This is a genomic window from Pedosphaera parvula Ellin514, from assembly GCF_000172555.1.
Classification (GTDB): Bacteria; Verrucomicrobiota; Verrucomicrobiia; order Limisphaerales; family Pedosphaeraceae; genus Pedosphaera.
The window spans coordinates 27802-45767 of record NZ_ABOX02000008.1 but is presented as its reverse complement, the minus strand read 5'-3'; the positions used below and the strand labels follow the sequence as shown (position 1 = coordinate 45767).

The window sequence follows — 17966 nt, the reverse complement described above, 5'->3', positions numbered from 1 at the left end:
CATGAGATGGGATGCAAAAGCATCACCGTCAAAACTTGATCGAACATTTCAAAGAGATAAGGGACCCGCGAGTCAAAGGCCGGTGCGACCACGAACTGGTGGACGTGCTGATGATTGGTTTGTGCTGCCTGCTGTGCGGCGGGGAAACCTTCAACGACATGGAGGACTTTGGCAAAGCCAAACGCAAATGGTTCAAGACGTTTCTGCGTTTGCGCCATGGGATACCCAAACACGACACGTTCAACCGAGTGTTTGCGGCGCTCAAGCCGGAAGCCTTTCTGGACTGTTTCATGCGCTGGACGCAATCGGTGCGCGCGACGGTGGCTGATGAAATCGTGGCGTTGGATGGCAAGGCCCTGCGTCGGGCGCTGGAGCAAGGACAATCCCCGCGGGTGATTGTCAGCGCCTGGGCGGCGGGCAACTCGCTGGTGCTGGGCCAAATCCAGGTGCCTGACAAGACCAATGAAATCACCGCTGTGCCGCAACTGTTGCGAGTGTTGGAGTTGAGCGGATGCATTGTCACCCTCGATGCCATGGGGTGCCAAAAGGAGATAGCCAGGGAGATTGTGGAAGCCGACGCCAACTACGTGCTGGCGCTCAAAGGCAACCAGGGCCAGTGCCATCAGGAAATCAAAGCCTATCTGGAGGACGCCGTGGCGCGGCACGACCAGGAGCGGCCTGTGGAAAAGAATGCCGTGGCGCTGGCTTACAAGGAAACCACCGAAAAAGATCACGGACGCCTGGAAACACGACGCTACTGGCAAAGCGGCGATGTCAGCTGGCTTGCTGATCGCCAGCAATGGGCAGGACTGCGCAGCGTGGGCGTGGTGGAGAGCGTGCGGCAGGTGGGCCAGCAAGCGCCCACGGTGGAACGGCGCTATTATTTGAGCAGCTTGAACGTGGACGTTGAAAAGTTTGCTCGTGCCGTGCGCGGACACTGGAGTGTGGAAAACTCCCTGCACTGGGTGCTGGACGTGCAATGCGGCGAGGACCGCAACCGGGCCCGCTCTGGCCACGCCGCTGAAAACCTCGCCACCTTGCGTCGACTGGCTTTAAACCTCTTAAAACGAGAATCCACCAAAAAACGCGGCATCAAAGGCAAACAACTCAATGCTTCCTGGGACCATGATTACCTCCTACGCCTTTTATCATTTTGATGCGTTTGCCCTGCAGAAAATCCGAGGTAGAATTGTGTATAAACTCGGAAGTGCTTATAAATGAGGATGAAATGGTGGAGGCGGCGGGAGTTGAACCCGCGTCCTTGGCAAACCAACCAGCCGCGACTACATGCTTAGTCAAAGGAGAGTTTTCTGCTATGCGATTACGCTCTGACACGATTCGCACTGCCTAGTCTGCATGAAATTTTTCGACCAACCGCGCGCAGTCTCCGCATTTGATCTAACCTGCTGTAGCGTTCATCCACCGTAGCAGGTGTCCAGCAGTGAACGTCGTGGCATTAAGCCGCGAGAGCTAATTCTTCAGTAGCTTTTATTTTTTGGTTCGATTTTTTACGAGGCCAACGAACCATCCTCGGCATGCCGCCTCTGGCGTATCTCCCAAGTCGAAACCAGTACGCCCCCGAAAACGACCTCACAATATTGCCTTGCTGGCGGCCAAGGTCAAGACATCCACAAACTCTTTTGGCTTTTGGCTTAGTATTATTACTTCGCCCTTGTGGCACGTTCCTGGAGCCAGATTACATCAGGATTATTTGGCGAACTAAATTGGTCCGGCACGAACCCGTTGGGTACGAGCGACGGCATCGTTCTGTTATCGCGCCATCGCTTGATTTCAGCGTGCCCATCAGCGAAGGACAATCCGCCCGCCCGATGATGGTAACTGGCCGGCAGGTCATAAAGACCAACCTGTCCAGGCGCGTCTGGCCATCCTCGCATATCCGTGGCGAAGTTACCCCAATCAATGCTGTCCTCACGCATGTCCATTAACAAAAACGTTCCGGAAGGTCCAGGATCGGTCATGTCAGACATCCGCAGATAAATGCGCCAATTGCTGCCGCCATAAACCAAATCATTGCCCCCGGATAAAAGACCGTCATAACCGGCGAACCCACCAACCCAGAGGTTCATGGACATGCTTCTGACCCGCGACTTGCGTTCTCCATTCACAGTCACAAAGGATTTGTCCGCGGGACATCTCCATATCTCAGTTGAATTTCCGCAATATGGCCAAATCGGACTTTTCTTGATATCGACGTCAGGATCCCAATTCGAAGGATTGGCTGGATTAAAATCCAGATCTCCCAGCACCCAGGCATAGGCGCTCGATTCCGGGTGCAACCAATCATGGCTGGCATAGAGCAACTTGTCGTTGTTCTCCTCACTATACATCCTCCAGGCCAAAGTTAATTGCCGGTGGCTGGACATGCATTGTAATCCTTGAGCCTTTTGCTTGCCTTTACCCAACACCGGTAACAACAGTCCGGCCAGGATGGCAATAATCGCAATGACGACCAGCAACTCAATGAGTGTGAATCCCTCTTCACACCGTGGAGAAGCGAATGGAAGTTTCGGCTTCATGTGAACAAATGGGGCTTTTACCAATTCCACTATGTTCCAATGCCTCGTTCTGTCAATTGCAAAGCGCCTCCATCCAACCAACAAAAAGGGCGAGGTTGGGGATGCCAACCTCGCCATTGATTTTCGGTTCCTCGATGTTTAGGAGCGAATTAGTAATCCATTCCGCCCATGCCGCCGCCGTGGCCGCCGCCATGACCAGCAGGAGCCGGCTTTTCCTTCTCCGGCACTTCGGTGATCAAGCATTCAGTGGTCAGGAGCAGACCAGCGATGGACGAAGCATTCTGCAGGGCAGAGCGGGTGACCTTCTTCGGATCAACCACGCCGGCCTTGACCAGGTCTTCGTATTCGTTGGTGGCAACGTTGTAACCGTCATTGCCTTTACGCTTCTTGACTTCCTGAACCACGATGGAGCCTTCCACGCCGGCATTGGAAGCCAATGCACGGAGAGGAGCTTCGATGGCGCGCTTCACGATCTCGACACCGATCTGTTCGTCGCCTTCGAGCTTCAAAGAATCAATGGCAGGGAGACAGCGGAGCAGGGCCACGCCACCACCAGGCACAATGCCTTCTTCAACCGCCGCGCGAGTCGCGTGCAACGCGTCTTCCACACGGGCTTTCTTTTCCTTCATCTCGGTTTCAGTAGCGGCACCGACGTTGATGACGGCCACGCCACCGGCCAGCTTGGCCAGGCGTTCCTGCAATTTTTCGCGGTCGTAATCCGAAGTGGTCTCTTCAATCTGACGGCGGATTTGATTCACGCGGCCCTGGATCTCAGAGGACTTTCCGTAACCTTCCACAATGGTGGTGTTTTCCTTGTCCACCACGATCGACTTGGCACGGCCGAGGTCTTCCAAACCGATGGAGTCGAGCTTGATGCCCAGGTCTTCGGTAATGCATTTGCCGCCGGTCAGGATGGCAATGTCTTCCATCATCGCTTTGCGGCGATCACCGAAGCCAGGCGCCTTCACAGCACAAATGTTCAACGTGCCGCGCAGCTTGTTCACGACCAGAGTCGCGAGCGCTTCGCCTTCCACGTCTTCCGCAATGATCAACAGCGGCTTGCCAATCTTGGCCACCTTCTCGAGGATCGGCAGAAGATCCTTGAGGCTGCTGATTTTCTTTTCGTAATTCAGGATGTAAGCATCTTCCAGCTTGGCTTCCATCGACTCCGCGTTGGTCACGAAGTAAGGAGAAAGATAGCCCTTGTCGAACTGCATACCTTCGACGACGTCGAGGGTGGTTTCGATGGACTTGGCTTCTTCGACCGTGATGGTGCCGTCCTTGCCGACCTTGTCCATCGCGTCAGCAATGATTTCGCCGATGGTGGTGTCCCAGTTGGCGGAAACGGTTGCGACCTGCTTGATCTCTTCCTTGTCCTTGACCTTCTTGGCAATCTTGGCGAGGTGCTCGACGGCTGCATCAACGGCCTTTTGGATGCCGCGTTGCAGGCTGATCGGGCTGGCGCCAGCGGTCACGTTCTTCAAACCTTCGCGATAAATCGCTTCAGCGAGAACGGTCGCGGTCGTGGTGCCGTCACCGGCGGTGTCGCTCGTCTTGCTCGCGACTTCACGCACCATTTGCGCGCCCATGTTTTCATAAGGGTCTTCCAGTTCGATTTCCTTGGCGACGGTTACGCCGTCCTTGGTCACCGTGGGAGAACCAAATTTTTTGTCGAGCACTACGTTACGACCCTTGGGACCGAGAGTAGCCTTGACCGCGCGGCTCAGTTTTTCCACACCCTTGAGCAGGGACTGACGCGCAACTTCGTCAAATATCAATTGTTTAGCTGCCATATATTTCTAATCCTAGGTTAATTGTTGGAGTTTCAGTGTTACTCAAGGACGGCAAGAATGTCATCCGAGTTCAGGATTTTGTATTCCTTGCCATCAAGTTTGATCTCGGTGCCGCCGTATTTGCTCACGAGCACGCGATCGCCCTTCTTCACTTCGAAAGGAACTTTTTTCCCATTGTCGTCGGTTTTGCCCGTGCCGAGTGCCACGACGATGCTTTCCATCGGTTTTTCCTTGGCGGAATCAGGAATGATAATGCCGCCCTTTTTGGTTTCTTTTTCTTCGACCGCTTCAACGAGGATGCGATCCCCGAGCGGCTTAACGTTTAGTGCCATACTTGGTTTTCCTTTATCTTTTATTTTGATTTAACTGATTGAATCAAATCCCGCCGCACTCGCGTGCAGGAAAATTCGTTTAATCCGCAGACACAAGCGGAAGGACACTTCATTCTTCAAAGCGCCTTCCGCGTGAATCGCGGGCCAATATTATTTCTTATCGTCCACCACTTCGGCGTCGATGATCGGACCTTCGTCCTTGCCACCTTTGTCGCCACCGGCTTGCCCACCAGCTTCAGGGCCAGGCTGAGGTCCACCAGCTTGTCCGCCAGGTTGGCCCCCTTGCGCCTTCTCCGAAGCGGCTTTGTAAATCTCCGCCCAAACCGATTGCGAAACTTCGGTAAGCTTGTCGTTGGCCGACTTGATGGCCGCGCCATCGCTCCCCTTCAAGGCTTCCTTCACCTCGTTGACCACGCCTTCAATCTTGCTGCGATCCGCATCGGAAATCTTGTCCTTGTTATCCTTCAGCATCTTTTCCGTGCGATACACCGCATTGTCCGCCTCGTTGCGGGCATCAATCTCTTCGCGACGCTTCTTATCCTCTTCCGCGTGCGTCTCCGCATCGCGGCGCATCTTCTCGATCTCGTCCTTCGAGAGACCGCTGCTGGCCGTGATGGTGATTTTCTGTTCCTTGCCGGTGCCCAGGTCCTTGGCATTCACATGCAGGATGCCGTTCGCATCGATGTCGAACGTGACTTCGATCTGCGGCACTCCGCGCGGGGCCGGAGGAATGTCGGTCAATTGAAACTTGCCGATCGTCTTGTTGTCGCGGGAGAACTGGCGCTCACCCTGCAACACATGAATTTCCACGCCCGGTTGATTGTCCGAAGCCGTGGAGAAAATTTCCGACTTGCGCGTTGGCACTGTCGTATTGCGCTCGATCAACTTCGTGAACACGCCGCCAAGGGTTTCGATGCCCAGTGACAACGGCGTCACGTCGAGCAACAGCACATCCTTCACTTCACCCTTCAGCACGCCACCCTGGATGCCTGCGCCGATCGCCACCACTTCGTCAGGATTCACACCCTGATGCGGCGGTTTGTTGACCAAGGTATGCGCCGTTTCCACCACGCGCGGCATACGGGTCATGCCACCGACCAACACGAGCTCATCGATTTTGTCGGCCGTAATTTCAGCATCCTTCAAGCAGTTCCGGACGGGCGTGATCGTGCGTTCGAACAAGTCATCGCAAATCTGTTCCATCTTCGCACGGGTCAGCTTCATGCTGATATGCTTCGGGCCGCTCGCATCCGCCGTGATGAACGGCAGGTTGATGTCGTATTGCTGCGCGCTCGAAAGCGCTATCTTCGCCTTTTCAGCCTCTTCCTTGATGCGTTGCAATGCATCCGGCTGCTTGCGCAAATCCATGCCCTGTTCGCGTTTGAATTCGTCCAGGATCCAATCCATGATGCGGTTGTCCCAGTCATCACCACCCAGGTGCGTGTCACCATTAGTGGCCTTCACTTCAAACACGCCATCACCGATTTCCAGCACCGAGATGTCGAATGTGCCGCCTCCAAGGTCGTACACCGCGATCTTCTCGTCCTTCTTCTTGTCCAAACCGTAAGCCAGCGACGCCGCCGTTGGTTCGTTAATGATGCGCAGCACTTCAAGTCCTGCGATCCGACCCGCGTCCTTGGTCGCCTGGCGTTGAGAATCATTAAAATAAGCCGGCACAGTGATGACCGCCTGGGTGATGGTTTCACCGAGACGCATTTCAGCGTCCGCCTTCAATTTGGCCAGGATCATGGCGGAAACTTCCGGCGGGCTGTATTGCTTCGACTTGCCCTCCACTTCAACCTCCACTGCCACGTCGCCATTCGAAGCGCGCACCACCTTATAGGGAACCCGCTTGATTTCCTCCTGCACCTCATCAAATTTGCGTCCCATGAAGCGCTTGATGGAATAAACCGTGTTGCGCGAATTGGTGACCGCCTGCCGCTTTGCAGCATCGCCGACCAATCGCTCGCCACTCTTGGTGAAAGCAACCACAGAAGGGGTCGTCCGTTTGCCTTCTGAATTCTCCAGAACCAGAGGCTCGCCACCCTCCATCACTGCCATGCAGCTATTCGTCGTTCCTAAATCGATACCGAGTACTTTTGCCATAAAATCTGTTTCAGCCTTTCTACGACTCCTTACGCCAATGAGTCGTTCGTCCCTATTATCCGCCTATCCGTTTCTACGACAGTATCCGCATTGTTCATGCCACCCGTGACACATATTTTCTAAGTGGCTGTAGAGCAAGCTATTGCGAATTTATAGCTGTCTTTCCTCTAAAAAATAAGTGCGCCAAACTGCGCCAACATGTCACACATGGCGCGAATACTAAGCCTTCTTGTCACACCCTGCCCGTACGGGTTGCTGCTCCGAGTGTTCCGATTGAACCGCTCTCCATAAACTTTTTATCTCGGCTTAAGCCAGTTTAATTCAAGTTAACCGGGAGCATCGGTCGCAATGCACATTAAGGCCGACGACGCCTCAAATCAAAAGCACGCTGTACCCAATGACTAAAGTAAGTTCCTCTCCTCCAAGGCCATGGCTCTTCAGTCTCCACTTTCATCAGGCTTATTGTCTCCTTTCATCCGGTTCTTTTCCCCATTACAGAAATTAATTTTTGGCATTCGGTATAACGCAGTTGACTCTGGGCTTAACTCGGGCTACCATCCCATGAGATGGTCAAGAGATGGCATTCGGATGGTGAAACTACTCATTATGGCAATAGAGACCGAGAAAATTACGCTTAACCTTGGCCCAGTCGATCTTGGGCAGGTGGATCTGCTGGTGCAGGAAGGCTTTTATTCAACCCGCACCGATTTTCTGCGCACCGCTATCCGCAATCAATTGTTGGTTCACGCGGATGTGCTCAAGCAGGCCGCGGTCCGGAAAACGCTGGTGCTTGGCTTGCAACGTTTTACGCGCAAGGACCTTGAGGCGGTTCAGGCCGCTGGACAGAAGCTCCGGATTCGAGTCTTGGGCCTGGCCACCATTGACGAGGATGTGTCGCCGGAATTGGCCATGGCCACCATTGACGAGATTTATGTTCTTGGCGCCTTCCACGCCAGCGCGGGAGTCAAACGGGCCCTGGCCAGCCGCCTCCAATAAAAGCCGCCAAGTCCCAGCAGGAGATTTCAACGAAGTCCCCCAATCGGGGAAACCAAGGAATTATATGAATCGATCTATAGACTGTATGAAAACCGAAATGGAGGAAGCGACACGACTCACAAGGGAGGGACGATTGGCTGAGGCGGCCGCGCTGATCCGACGCAGCCTGGGCATGGGAGAGGCTTCAACGGCCACTCGCGCGCGCGTCGTGGAGGCGCCGCCAATTGATGTTACGTCCAGCAGCACAAGAGAGCCAGCCGAGCTGGCGGTTCCGCTGGCGACGGGAGCTGAGCCAGACGCGAGAACATCCGCCCCCAGACCAACCGACCAACGCACTCCCCCTCATCAAGCCCCCGCCGCTCCTGTGACTCCACCACCGAATCTGAGTGCTTTACTAGCCGGGTTGCCGAAGCCCGACACTCTGGGCAAGGTCCAGTGGCGCGACCGCTCCGGGCGGCAATTCGCGCCTGAGATCGTCGCCCCTGCCGCCGGTCAATGGCGCGCGGGAGTGTTCACCGGGGAAAGCGGCAGCCGTGCCTACAAGCTCTACCTTCCCAGCGGTTATCATGGCCGACGCCTGCCGCTGGTCGTGATGCTGCATGGCTGCACTCAGAGCGCCGATGATTTTGCCGCCGGCACTCGCATGAACTTCGTGGCGGAAGCAGAAGGGCTGTTGGTCCTTTTTCCCGAGCAGGCTGTTGCCGCCAACACTTCCCGATGCTGGAATTGGTTCCAGTCCGCAGACCAGCAGCGCGGGAGAGGCGAACCGGCCATCCTCGCGGGCATGACGCGCGAGGTGCTGGCTGAGCACAACGTTGACCAGAACCGCGTCTTTATTGCGGGCTTGTCGGCGGGCGGCGCGATGGCGGCCATCCTCGCGGCGACCTATCCCGAACTATTCGCGGCGGTCGGCGTGCACTCCGGGCTAGCCCCGGGTAAAGCGCATGATCTGCCGTCCGCGCTGCAAGCGATGCAAGGCCTGGGCCTGGACAGGCAACCCGGGGCTCCTGGCCGATCTATTCCGCTAATCCTCTTTCACGGAGATCGTGATTCCACGGTGCATCCGCGCAACGCCGAGGAGTTCATCCGCCAGTGGGTTGGCGACGGACCTGACGAGTCTTCGCTGCGCCGGGGGCAGGTGCCAGGCGGCAAGACTTATTCCTGCGCAGTTTACGGAAATCCAGACGGCCGGACTCTGGTGGAGCGCTGGACCATACACGGTGCCAGTCACGCTTGGTCAGGGGGCAGTGTGAATGGCTCCTTTACCGATCCTGCCGGCCCGAATGCTTCGCAGGAGTTAGTGCGATTTTTCCGCGAACACCCGCAGCCATCAGCCTAGCGCCCTAGAAAAACCATTGTATGAAGGTGTGTTTGCCGGGGGCGGAGGCGGCTGCGGGCGTGCTGGAGCGGCTTGAATTTCACCACACGCCCAAGCATGCCAGCTGGCTCAGCTAGGCGAGGGGTTGTGCCTTTCTTTTTTTAACGCTCCTGTAGAACCAACACCAATCAACCGAGGCCCCGAATCCATAAAACCTGATTGGATTCATCTTCACATTTCCTATACACTAGCACTTGAAGCCATTTCAAATGGGGACTGAGGATTACAACAACACTATGCCTGACAAGCCATATACCCGTGAAGAACTAATGGCCTTGGCAACAGATTCGCTGCCAAAGCGCGGAATTCTTTGCCCAAAATGCAAACAGCTAATTCCCCAGTTCGCAGAGCTAGACGACAAAAACAGTGACCGAATCCTAGTGCTCATCCGACAACGAAGCCCCATACAGGCCATCGTTGAACTGAGATCTGCTACCGGAGCGCCTTTGAGCTGGGCCAAACTCTGGGTTCACCATTCCGGTCGTCCTGATGCTGTGGGGACTACGGCTCCCTGTCCTTATTGCGGCAAACCCCTCATCACCGCACTCGCCAAACAATGCCGTTATTGCCTGATGGACTGGCATAACGCTGAAAAACCCAAAAAACTGAGCTCCCCCGGATGACCGCCATACCAAATCGTTCCAGCCCTCTCGAACGCGCCCTTATCTCTCTCGACGGCCTCTCCGTCGGTGACGCCTTTGGCGAAATGCTTTCCACCCGCGCGAAGGCAGCCCGCCGCATTGTTGCAAGCAAACAATTACCACCTCCCGGCTGGTGGCACACCGACGATACGCAAATGGCCATGGCCATCGTCGAGGAACTCAAAGCCGCTCAGACCATCGATCCCGCACGTCTTGGGGAACGTTTCGCAGCTCGTTATGACCGCGACCCCGAACGCGGTTACGGCAAAGGCGCGCGCATGGTTCTCCGTGCCATCTTTGAAGGCACGAACTGGCAGGTGGCGAACAAAAAAGCTTTCAGCTGCGAAGGTTCCAAAGGCAACGGCGGCGCGATGCGTGTCGCCCCTCTCGGCGCTTACTTCGCTGATGACTTGCCTCGGCTGGTGCATGAAGCCCGCCAATCTTGCGTCCCCACACATTCCCACCCGGAAGGAATTGCAGGTGCCATTGCAGTTGCCGTCGCCGCGGGAGTCACCTGGCAAAATCGCCTTCGTCCGCTCGAAGAAGCGCGCCAGCTCATTTGGAAAACGGTCCTTGAACTCACACCTGCCGGTGAAACGCACGATGCCCTCGTGCATGCTTCCGATTTACCCCCTGTCACATCAGTGGAAAAAGCCGCGCAACACCTCGGCAGCGGTTTTCTCGTTACCGCACCCGACACGGTTCCATTCGCCATCTGGTGCGCCGCGCGTCACCTGGACAATTTCTCAGAAGCGCTAATTTCAACGCTTGAAGGCGATGGTGATTGCGATACCAACTGCGCCATAGTGGGAGGCATCGTCTCCTTATACACCGGTCGTGAAGGCATCCCAGCCGAATGGCTCACTTCCCGGGAACGTTTGAATCTGGAATAAAGCAAATTCTCATTCCGGTTCGGCACTCCAGAGCAAAAAAGAAACAGGCCTGACTTGCGTCAGGCCTGATGAGAACAAAGTCTTATCTCCAGTGCGGCGCCGCAGACATACGCCTTAAATTACACACACGAAACAACTGCATTTTTGCACTGTCAACGCTATTACCTTACCCGATTCCCCTGTCCCCACCAGTCACCAGTACTGGGGACAACCAGGTCCACCTCCGTAGAAAGCTTTCAGCCGCTCGAGTTTCTTACCTCTGCGATCCGTTCATCCTGCAACCAAATCGCATCCAAAACCTCAAAAACCTCATTCGCCATCGGCGTCCCAATCACCTCTGAACGTTTCAATCCCTTACCGATCTCTGGATTCGGCGCGATTGCGATCTGCCCCGGATCGACAACCATGAAGCCTGGCTTGCCTTCATGAATGGCAAAACTTACAGACACAGCCACTCGCTGTTCAGCTGTGGACTCCTCACCCCAATCGCCAAGGAAAACATAAAATCCCGCCCCGTGTATACCCACTCGCCCGATGGTCCAATGCGCCCGATAGGCTGCATACGCAAAACCATCCCGATACACAAATCCACTCAGCATGCGATTCTGTCCACCACAACACTCGCACGGTCCGGATTCAACCAAATTGCCAGGTTCAATGGTTAACATCTATTTCGCTCAATAAAGGAAAAACCCTGAAGCCGATCCCTGTTGTCTTCAAGGCCAAAAGAAACAGGCCTGACTTGCGTCAGGCCTGATGAGAACAAATTCTTATCTCCAGTGCGGCGCCGCAGACATACGCCTTAAATTACACACACGAAACAACTGCATTTTTGCACCGTCAACGCCATTACCTTACCCGATTCCCCCGTCCCCACCAGTCACCAGTACTGGGGACAACCTTCTTCGAACTTACGGGCTTATATACTTCACAAACACAGAAAGTTTTAACACTCGTGTTTGCAGGTAAGCTGGCTATTGTGGCTGTATCGAAAGGGAAGAAATGATGGCTTTACCTACCTCAGCTAACATCACCGTTCCGCTGTGGAAAGTTTTACTCGTCGTCGTTCTAGGTGCGCTTTTTGTCATTTGGCTAATACGCAGGAAGTAATTTCAAATTAGGAGGCTATCTGCAATTAGGGAGTGCGGAAAACTTTGAAATGGGAGAGGGCAGGGTGAGGGAAAGTACGCCCAGAATATCCACCACCATTGGCACCTTCCAGCTTGCTAAGCCGTCGCCAGGTTTCCGTTCTCTATAAAATCTCTTCTGACTTTGCCTGCAAATACCGAAAGGTTACTTCGTCCTGATTAACTCCTTCGGATTGATCCCTTCCGGACATTCCCCCGCCTCAAAGGCCTCATAACTGAATCCGACCCCAAAATCCGGAATTCCGAGAACACCCACCAGATCCGCATGCCGTTCCACCGCGAACGTATAACCCTCCCCGGCCTCCTTCCGCAAAATGCTTTCGACCTCCTCCTCATCGCCACCGCCGAAAGCGGCACAAAGTCTTTGCGCATCCCCGCCCGTAGGTGGAGTGATGCTCTCTGCATCCGAATCAAAGTAGCTCGGAGAGGAATCATACTCATCCGTCACCTTGCCCTTTTCATAAAGTTGATACCAAAAAATATCATCATCATGATTCAACACCGCCAGCACCGGACACCGAAACTCCGCGGATAACTTCGTCCCCAGCTCGGTGATTTGTTCCTGATCCTGTTCATCCGATTGCTCGTCAAAAACCACCACGCAATCCTCCTCGTTTGGAGTGACAATCGCTCTGCGACCTTTTAAGAAATCAGCAACCTCCTGCTGGCTCGGCCCCTTTAAAGTATAATTCGTATAAAAATTGCCCATGGCGACGTCACTCTAATCACTCCCGCGCACATTCTCAAGCCCGCTTCCTCATTCCCTTACGACTAACGCATCTAAATGAACGCCTTTCTCATTAGCATTGAGGCACCGGAGCGCGGTTCGAGCTTTGTCCTGTTCATTTTCGCGTCTGGTCCTAATATACCGGCGGGTTTCACTTCTCATCAGAAGGGGACGCAGATTACCAATGAATCCAACTTTCTCAAAACGCGCTCACTGGATGTGCATATCCATATCATCACGCTTTTTTGCCAGCGCGGTTCTAATCGTCTCCTGCCTGCTCCTGTCAGGCTGTGCCTCGCCCAAGACAACCTCTTCTCAAACCACCACCACCGACCCAACCTCCTTCTGGAAGCCTTACGATTTATATCTCCTTGCCTCACCGCATCCCCGACTCTACGTGGAAGTCGATGCCGTGAAAGGCTGCGAGCCGTCCGATGCTACCCTGCAAAAACTCCGGGATTTTCTCACGACCTATTGTCACAAATCCGAAGGCATAGAGATTGTGCGCAGCGATGTAATCCCCATAGAATCCGCGAGGGAGGTTTTACCGGGAGCGCTTGCCCGCAAATTTATTAATGGCCCGCCGGACAACAGCACTTCAGCACCGCCGGCCTATATGTACGTACTCTTTTACAACGACGACATCATCGACAAGCGCATTATCGAAACGGGCCGTCATCCGGACCCCAACCCGCTGCCGCATCCCCGTCCACGGGAGCGGAAACCCCATGTTGATTCGGTGCCATACCCGGCCATGGCTTTCATAAACACTCATTATTGGTACGGAGTCATGCCAAACGAAAGGGCTCTGCACGAAGCAGGGCACCTGCTTGGCCTGGCATCGAGACCGACAGACGCTGCCAATCATCATTGCCTCAGCAAGAACTGCTTAATGAACGCATCGATAAACGTGAATCTCCCTAGCCTCCTACTGGGCCAGGATCCCATCAAGCAAAGACAGCTTTGCGAGAAATGTGTGGCACAGTTGCAGGAAAGTGCGAAGCAACAGCCGCCATCCAATCTGCGTTTTGTCGGTCCCGTGTTGGTTCGTTCGGAAGAGGGTTACCATGTCTTAAGCCTGCCCAACCGGGTGAAACTCATTGTGGGAAACCTGACCGATCAGGACTGCCGCGACTTCGCCGCCGCTGTGCATGCGGAAAACCCTTCCGAAGCCAGCGACAATTGGCGCGCAGATGGGTTGATGAAGGAAGAAATGATCCGGGAAACAGCCAAGACGCGTGAGATCCTCAATAGAGCCAAAGAGGATCCTTATGAACCGGTGCGAATCCTGGCGGCCGAGAGGCGAGCCGAGCAATAAAGGAGGGCTTTTGGTTGAGGCAGGGCGGAGGCCGCGGGCACTATCTGAAAGATAAGGACAGGCCGGCTGCAATGCATTGGCGTTCCGAATTCAATCTCCGCTCCATTTGTAGTCGTATCCAGCAGGTGGATCATATTGCAGTGCCAGAGTGTTAAAGCCGCCAATCAAGTTGCTGTTCCAAAAGATTTTGGTGTAATTGACGTGGCCATCCACAAAACTGACCATGTTTCTGGCGTCATTGAACAAAACCACACCTCCGGGAAGCGTCACGCCGCCGGGAGTTGAAGACCGATGCCAGGAATAGGGGAAGAAAGCAGGGACTTCCGCAACAAGAACAGTTTTAGCCGGGTCTTTTATCGAACTGATTTTTCGACCACCAATGCCGGGGGTGTTTACGCCAATAAATGTTTTCGCCCCGCCATTAAAGGCGTAGCTCGAATAATCAAAATTCGTTTGCTCGTAAAGAGGCGCGCGCACGTACGCAAGACCCCTGCCTGGCGTATTGCTGCGTCTGACCAGATTGACATAATATGTGTCGGCGGGACAGGCAAACAACCGGTCTTTAGAGGACGATTCGCCATTGACGCCGACATAATTTCTCATCCGTTCCCGATAGGCACTCCATGCCTGAGTTCCAAAACTTGCACCGCCCGTCGTTGGAAAAGTGTCATTGGAATCGTCGCAATACATACGCAAACCCAAATTAACTTGTCGTAAATTATTCAGGCAGGCCGTTCGCTTCCCCTTTGCTTTTGTTTCACTGATTGCTGGAAGCAACGAAGCGGCGAGAATTGCAATAGTAGCGATGACTACCAGCAGTTCAATCAGCGTGAACGCGTATCTGCGTTTGTTTCCGGCGGCGCCATTCATGATGTCAGTTTGCTTTTTCCACAACGACAAATTCCATGGATTGGCGGCCCAATGTTAGTTTGAGTCCAAGTTTGTCCAGCAACACCTGTTTCAATCCTTCAAAAGTTGAATCCCATTTGAAATCAATATCAAAATTATTAGTCAGCCCGGTCTGGTCAATCACCGCCACTCCTGAAGAACGTTCAAGATAACCAACAAGACATGGAATGGATTGGTTGTGCGCGGAATAATAATCATTCCCCTGCGAACCGGTGGATTGACCAGCAGCCGGTTTCAATCCGGCTGCGTTGCGCGATTGAACTGTGAGAAAAAGAACATTCGTCTCAATAGTTTCACGCCTCCCAATCAGCCCGAATTTCTTTTTGATTTCCTGCCGCAAGGCTTCCTGATTGGCTTCGACGCCTGTGGTTAAATTCGCGATGAAATCATATTTTCCGTCGGGCACAGGAACAGTCAGAATCAGTTGAGCCGGTCCGACACCATACGCAACAGTCAATAAATCTGGAATACTTTCGCCAAGTCCCAATGCCATTTCATTGCGCATTCCGGTGACGTGCAGGTCGGATTGAATCGTGATCGGTAGCGACGCAAGAATGTTGGCCTGCGCCGGCACTTTGTCGAGAACCGACAGGTCAAATTTTTCCTGCCATACTTCATGTCGATGTGCCGCTATTTTTTTGACGGTGATGGTCGCGGTTCCAACTGCGAGCAGCACGCTCAAGCCGACAACGATCGTTGTTTTTGCTTTTGACCATGCCATAATTTTCAATGCTCCTTTGACGAGGGATAGGGTTGAAGGTGAAGCCATCGCCCCCTTGGCAAATGCGCTGGCCGTCGTGGCCTTTGCCAGCACAGCTGGCGCAGCATGAACGGAATTCGCGGAAATCGCCAGGGCAAGAGTCGCAGTCGTTGAAGCAATTCCGCGTTTGATAAAAAATTTCCGCAGCTTTTCCATCGCCCGCGCCGCGCGTTTGTGAGCAGCCCATTCCTGGATGCCAAGCACGGCCGCTGTTTCCGCTGCGCTTTTATTTTCAAAAAAGCGCAATGCCACCAACGTGCGTTCCTTTTCGCTCAGTCGGATCATGGCTTCCTCTAAAAGCGGTTCAAGCTGACGCCAGACATTTTCGGAATTAGAATCGTTCAAGGTGGATTCCATATAGGCTTTTTGTTCGCGGGCCTGGCGGCGGGTTTTGCTGGTCAGAAAATTCATGGCCGTGAACCGTGTGGTCTCATACAGCCAGCCGGTGAGGATGGTTCTTTGGCTCAGGCTTGCGGCTTTTTGAGCCAGAATGATGAAGACCGCCTGCGCCACGTCTTGCGCGTCCGGTGAGTTGTCGACGTATCGGAGGGCTACGGAATACACAAGATTGATGTGCCGATGAACGATTTCCGCGAAGGCTGATTCGGAATTGCAATCAGCATATTTGCGCAGCAGGGCAATGTCGTCCACGTCGGGCATTTACCTATTATCTTCACACCCAATGAAAATTGGACATTTATTTTCCCCGGCTTGCGCCATCAAAATCGATTTCGCACACCTGCCCTGGACAAAAAAGAAACAGGCCGGATTTTAATCCGGCCTGATGAGAACAAATTCTTATTTCCAGTGCGGCGCCGCAGACATACGCCTTAAATCACACACACGAAACAACTGCATTTATGCACTGTCAACGCTATTACCTTACCCGATCCCGCTGTCCCCACCAGTCACCAGTACTGGTGACACCACTTGCCCTACTCAACCCGCGCTTCCGCCTTGCGAATCTCCAGCGTTGGCATCGCACGCACATCCGTTTTCAGTTCCAATCCCAATTGTTCGCGGGCAGCTTGGATCACCTTGTCAGGATCAGGCTGAAACCGTTCGTCCTCCGGCTTCATCAATTCCGCCTTTAACAGTTTTAGATCCTCGGGACTGATCACCTTCTTAAGCTCGGCGGGCAGTGTGTCATTGATTATCGATTTTGGATTCTTATCCATAAGCATCCCAATCCGCCTATCCAATCGAAAGTCCAATTTCTCCGCCTCTGAGAGCTCCCATTTGATCTGCACGCTCACACGATTTATCATGGATGTCTCATCAATGACCTGTTTGTTCAGGGCCAGAGTGAGATGACGGCAAACCGTTTTCATGTAAAGGCCGCCAAACTTGAACCCCCCGGGCTCCTGGCCTCCTCCACCCGGCTTATTGGTTGGTCTGAGCCCAGGTGCATTGGTGGAGACCATCTTCATCACATACACTTCCTGCGCTTGCGTGTTCGTTTGCGCGGTGATCCCAAACGTTGTCCTGAGCGCTTTTGCCAGTTCAGCCGTGGCCTCGGACATGTGACCGGGTGGTGCAGCTACGCTAATGTCATACAATTCTTCGGGAAGCTTGGTCTTTTCCAAAACCAGTTTGGGATCAATATCGTAATAAACTGCCAAAGCCTGGCGTAAATACGCTTTCTCGGCTTTGAAAACAGAGTGGGTTTTGTCCCAACGACAAAAATTAAAAGCCCCTCCGGGCATCGGGAATGGTCCCGTGATGGAAGCTTCAACAACCTTCACGCTCGGTTCCAAATCCGGCTTGGGTTTGGACTTAACGGCTGCTGGTTCATCGGGCTCATCAACCGGCTGAGGCAGAGAGCATGGTTTCCCTGCCAACACCTCCTCCAAATGTTCCGCTTTGAGTTTGGATGGATGCGTAACGGCCGCGATTTTTCCCTTGGCATCAACAATGAACGTCGTCGGAATGCCCGTGATGCCAAATCCTTTGGTCGTTGGAGACAGGGGACCATCTTCAGCAATCCATCCCGCCATGGAAGTCTTGTGCAAAAATTGTTTTATATACTCCCCGTTCTCCTCCGAGATGGAAATAAAGACCACCGGTTTCTGGCTGAATTGCGCCACCAGTTCATTCAGGTGCGGAATGGCTTCGATGCAAGGAGCGCATCTCGTTCCCCAAAATTCCACGACCACCACCCGCCCCCGCAGTTTTTCCCAGTTCACCTCATTCGTGGCCGGCCCTTGCAATAGACTCCTCAGGATCAAAGGCGGTGCAAGTTCCCCAACTTTCGGCGTGCTTGCCTTTTCCTGGGCAGGACAGTTCGCGCACTGTGCAAAAAACCAGCACAGGCAAAGTAGGAGAATTGATTTCCTTGGTAATTTCATAACCTCACAAGCTGAACCACCGCATTCTTGCCAAATCCACCACCTTGTCAATTGCGTTTACAAAAACGCTCATAGGTCGC

General features: G+C 53.8%; 14 protein-coding genes and 1 other RNA gene. 5 read left to right on the top strand and 10 right to left on the bottom strand.

Going from position 1 to position 17966, the window contains the following annotated elements:
* Positions 1–11 precede the first annotated feature (11 nt).
* Positions 12–1157, top strand: a complete 1146-nt coding sequence (locus tag CFLAV_RS08230; protein ID WP_007414217.1) for an ISAs1-like element ISVer2 family transposase — start codon at positions 12–14, stop codon at positions 1155–1157.
* A 72-nt stretch (positions 1158–1229) separates the two neighbouring features.
* Here the strand turns inward: CFLAV_RS08230 and ssrA are convergent.
* The 5 genes from ssrA to dnaK all read right to left on the bottom strand — a co-directional run bounded on the left by ssrA (position 1230) and on the right by dnaK (position 6768).
* Positions 1230–1580: a transfer-messenger RNA gene (gene ssrA / locus CFLAV_RS33670) on the bottom strand.
* 81 nt (positions 1581–1661) lie between these two features.
* Positions 1662–2537 (bottom strand): type II secretion system protein, encoded by an 876-nt coding sequence (locus CFLAV_RS08225; protein WP_007414215.1) that lies wholly within the window; start codon positions 2535–2537, stop codon positions 1662–1664.
* Positions 2538–2686: 149 nt separating this feature from the next.
* The gene (gene groL, locus CFLAV_RS08220; RefSeq protein ID WP_007414213.1) at positions 2687–4330 is read right to left on the bottom strand and encodes a chaperonin GroEL; all 1644 of its coding nucleotides are present in this window, start codon (positions 4328–4330) and stop codon (positions 2687–2689) included.
* 38 nt (positions 4331–4368) lie between these two features.
* Positions 4369–4662: a co-chaperone GroES gene (gene groES / locus CFLAV_RS08215; protein WP_007414212.1), complete on the bottom strand. Its 294-nt coding sequence runs from the start codon at positions 4660–4662 to the stop codon at positions 4369–4371.
* 150 nt (positions 4663–4812) lie between these two features.
* Positions 4813–6768, bottom strand: a complete 1956-nt coding sequence (gene dnaK, locus CFLAV_RS08210) for a molecular chaperone DnaK (RefSeq protein WP_007414211.1) — start codon at positions 6766–6768, stop codon at positions 4813–4815.
* A 606-nt stretch (positions 6769–7374) separates the two neighbouring features.
* On the opposite strand from dnaK, the gene CFLAV_RS08205 reads away from it, so the two are divergent.
* From CFLAV_RS08205 to CFLAV_RS08190, 3 genes are all read left to right on the top strand, one after another.
* Complete coding sequence (locus tag CFLAV_RS08205) at positions 7375–7764, top strand: CopG family transcriptional regulator (RefSeq protein ID WP_202796868.1); 390 nt, start codon at positions 7375–7377, stop codon at positions 7762–7764.
* A gap of 85 nt (positions 7765–7849) precedes the next feature.
* A complete protein-coding gene (locus tag CFLAV_RS08200) occupies positions 7850–9103 on the top strand; it encodes an extracellular catalytic domain type 1 short-chain-length polyhydroxyalkanoate depolymerase (protein ID WP_202796867.1) in 1254 nt (417 codons plus the stop codon).
* 658 nt (positions 9104–9761) lie between these two features.
* The gene (locus CFLAV_RS08190) at positions 9762–10676 is read left to right on the top strand and encodes an ADP-ribosylglycohydrolase family protein (protein WP_007414206.1); all 915 of its coding nucleotides are present in this window, start codon (positions 9762–9764) and stop codon (positions 10674–10676) included.
* A 236-nt stretch (positions 10677–10912) separates the two neighbouring features.
* Here the strand turns inward: CFLAV_RS08190 and CFLAV_RS08185 are convergent, their stop codons facing one another.
* A complete protein-coding gene (locus CFLAV_RS08185; RefSeq protein ID WP_007414205.1) occupies positions 10913–11344 on the bottom strand; it encodes a hypothetical protein in 432 nt (143 codons plus the stop codon).
* A gap of 625 nt (positions 11345–11969) precedes the next feature.
* Entirely contained in the window at positions 11970–12533 is a 564-nt protein-coding gene (locus tag CFLAV_RS08180; protein WP_007414204.1) for a hypothetical protein, read from the bottom strand.
* A gap of 235 nt (positions 12534–12768) precedes the next feature.
* Between CFLAV_RS08180 and CFLAV_RS08175 the strand changes: the two genes are divergently transcribed.
* Entirely contained in the window at positions 12769–13869 is a 1101-nt protein-coding gene (locus tag CFLAV_RS08175) for a hypothetical protein (RefSeq protein WP_007414203.1), read from the top strand.
* A gap of 90 nt (positions 13870–13959) precedes the next feature.
* Here the strand turns inward: CFLAV_RS08175 and CFLAV_RS08170 are convergent, their stop codons facing one another.
* The 3 genes from CFLAV_RS08170 to CFLAV_RS08160 all read right to left on the bottom strand — a co-directional run bounded on the left by CFLAV_RS08170 (position 13960) and on the right by CFLAV_RS08160 (position 17886).
* On the bottom strand, positions 13960–14739 hold the full coding sequence (locus tag CFLAV_RS08170) for a type II secretion system protein (protein WP_007414201.1): 780 nt from the start codon (positions 14737–14739) through the stop codon (positions 13960–13962).
* 4 nt (positions 14740–14743) lie between these two features.
* Positions 14744–16198: a TIGR03435 family protein gene (locus CFLAV_RS08165; RefSeq protein WP_007414200.1), complete on the bottom strand. Its 1455-nt coding sequence runs from the start codon at positions 16196–16198 to the stop codon at positions 14744–14746.
* 275 nt (positions 16199–16473) lie between these two features.
* Positions 16474–17886 carry a TlpA family protein disulfide reductase gene (locus tag CFLAV_RS08160; protein WP_007414199.1) on the bottom strand — a complete coding sequence of 471 codons (1413 nt, stop codon included), beginning with the start codon at positions 17884–17886 and terminating at the stop codon, positions 16474–16476.
* Between the last annotated feature and the right edge of the window lie 80 nt (positions 17887–17966).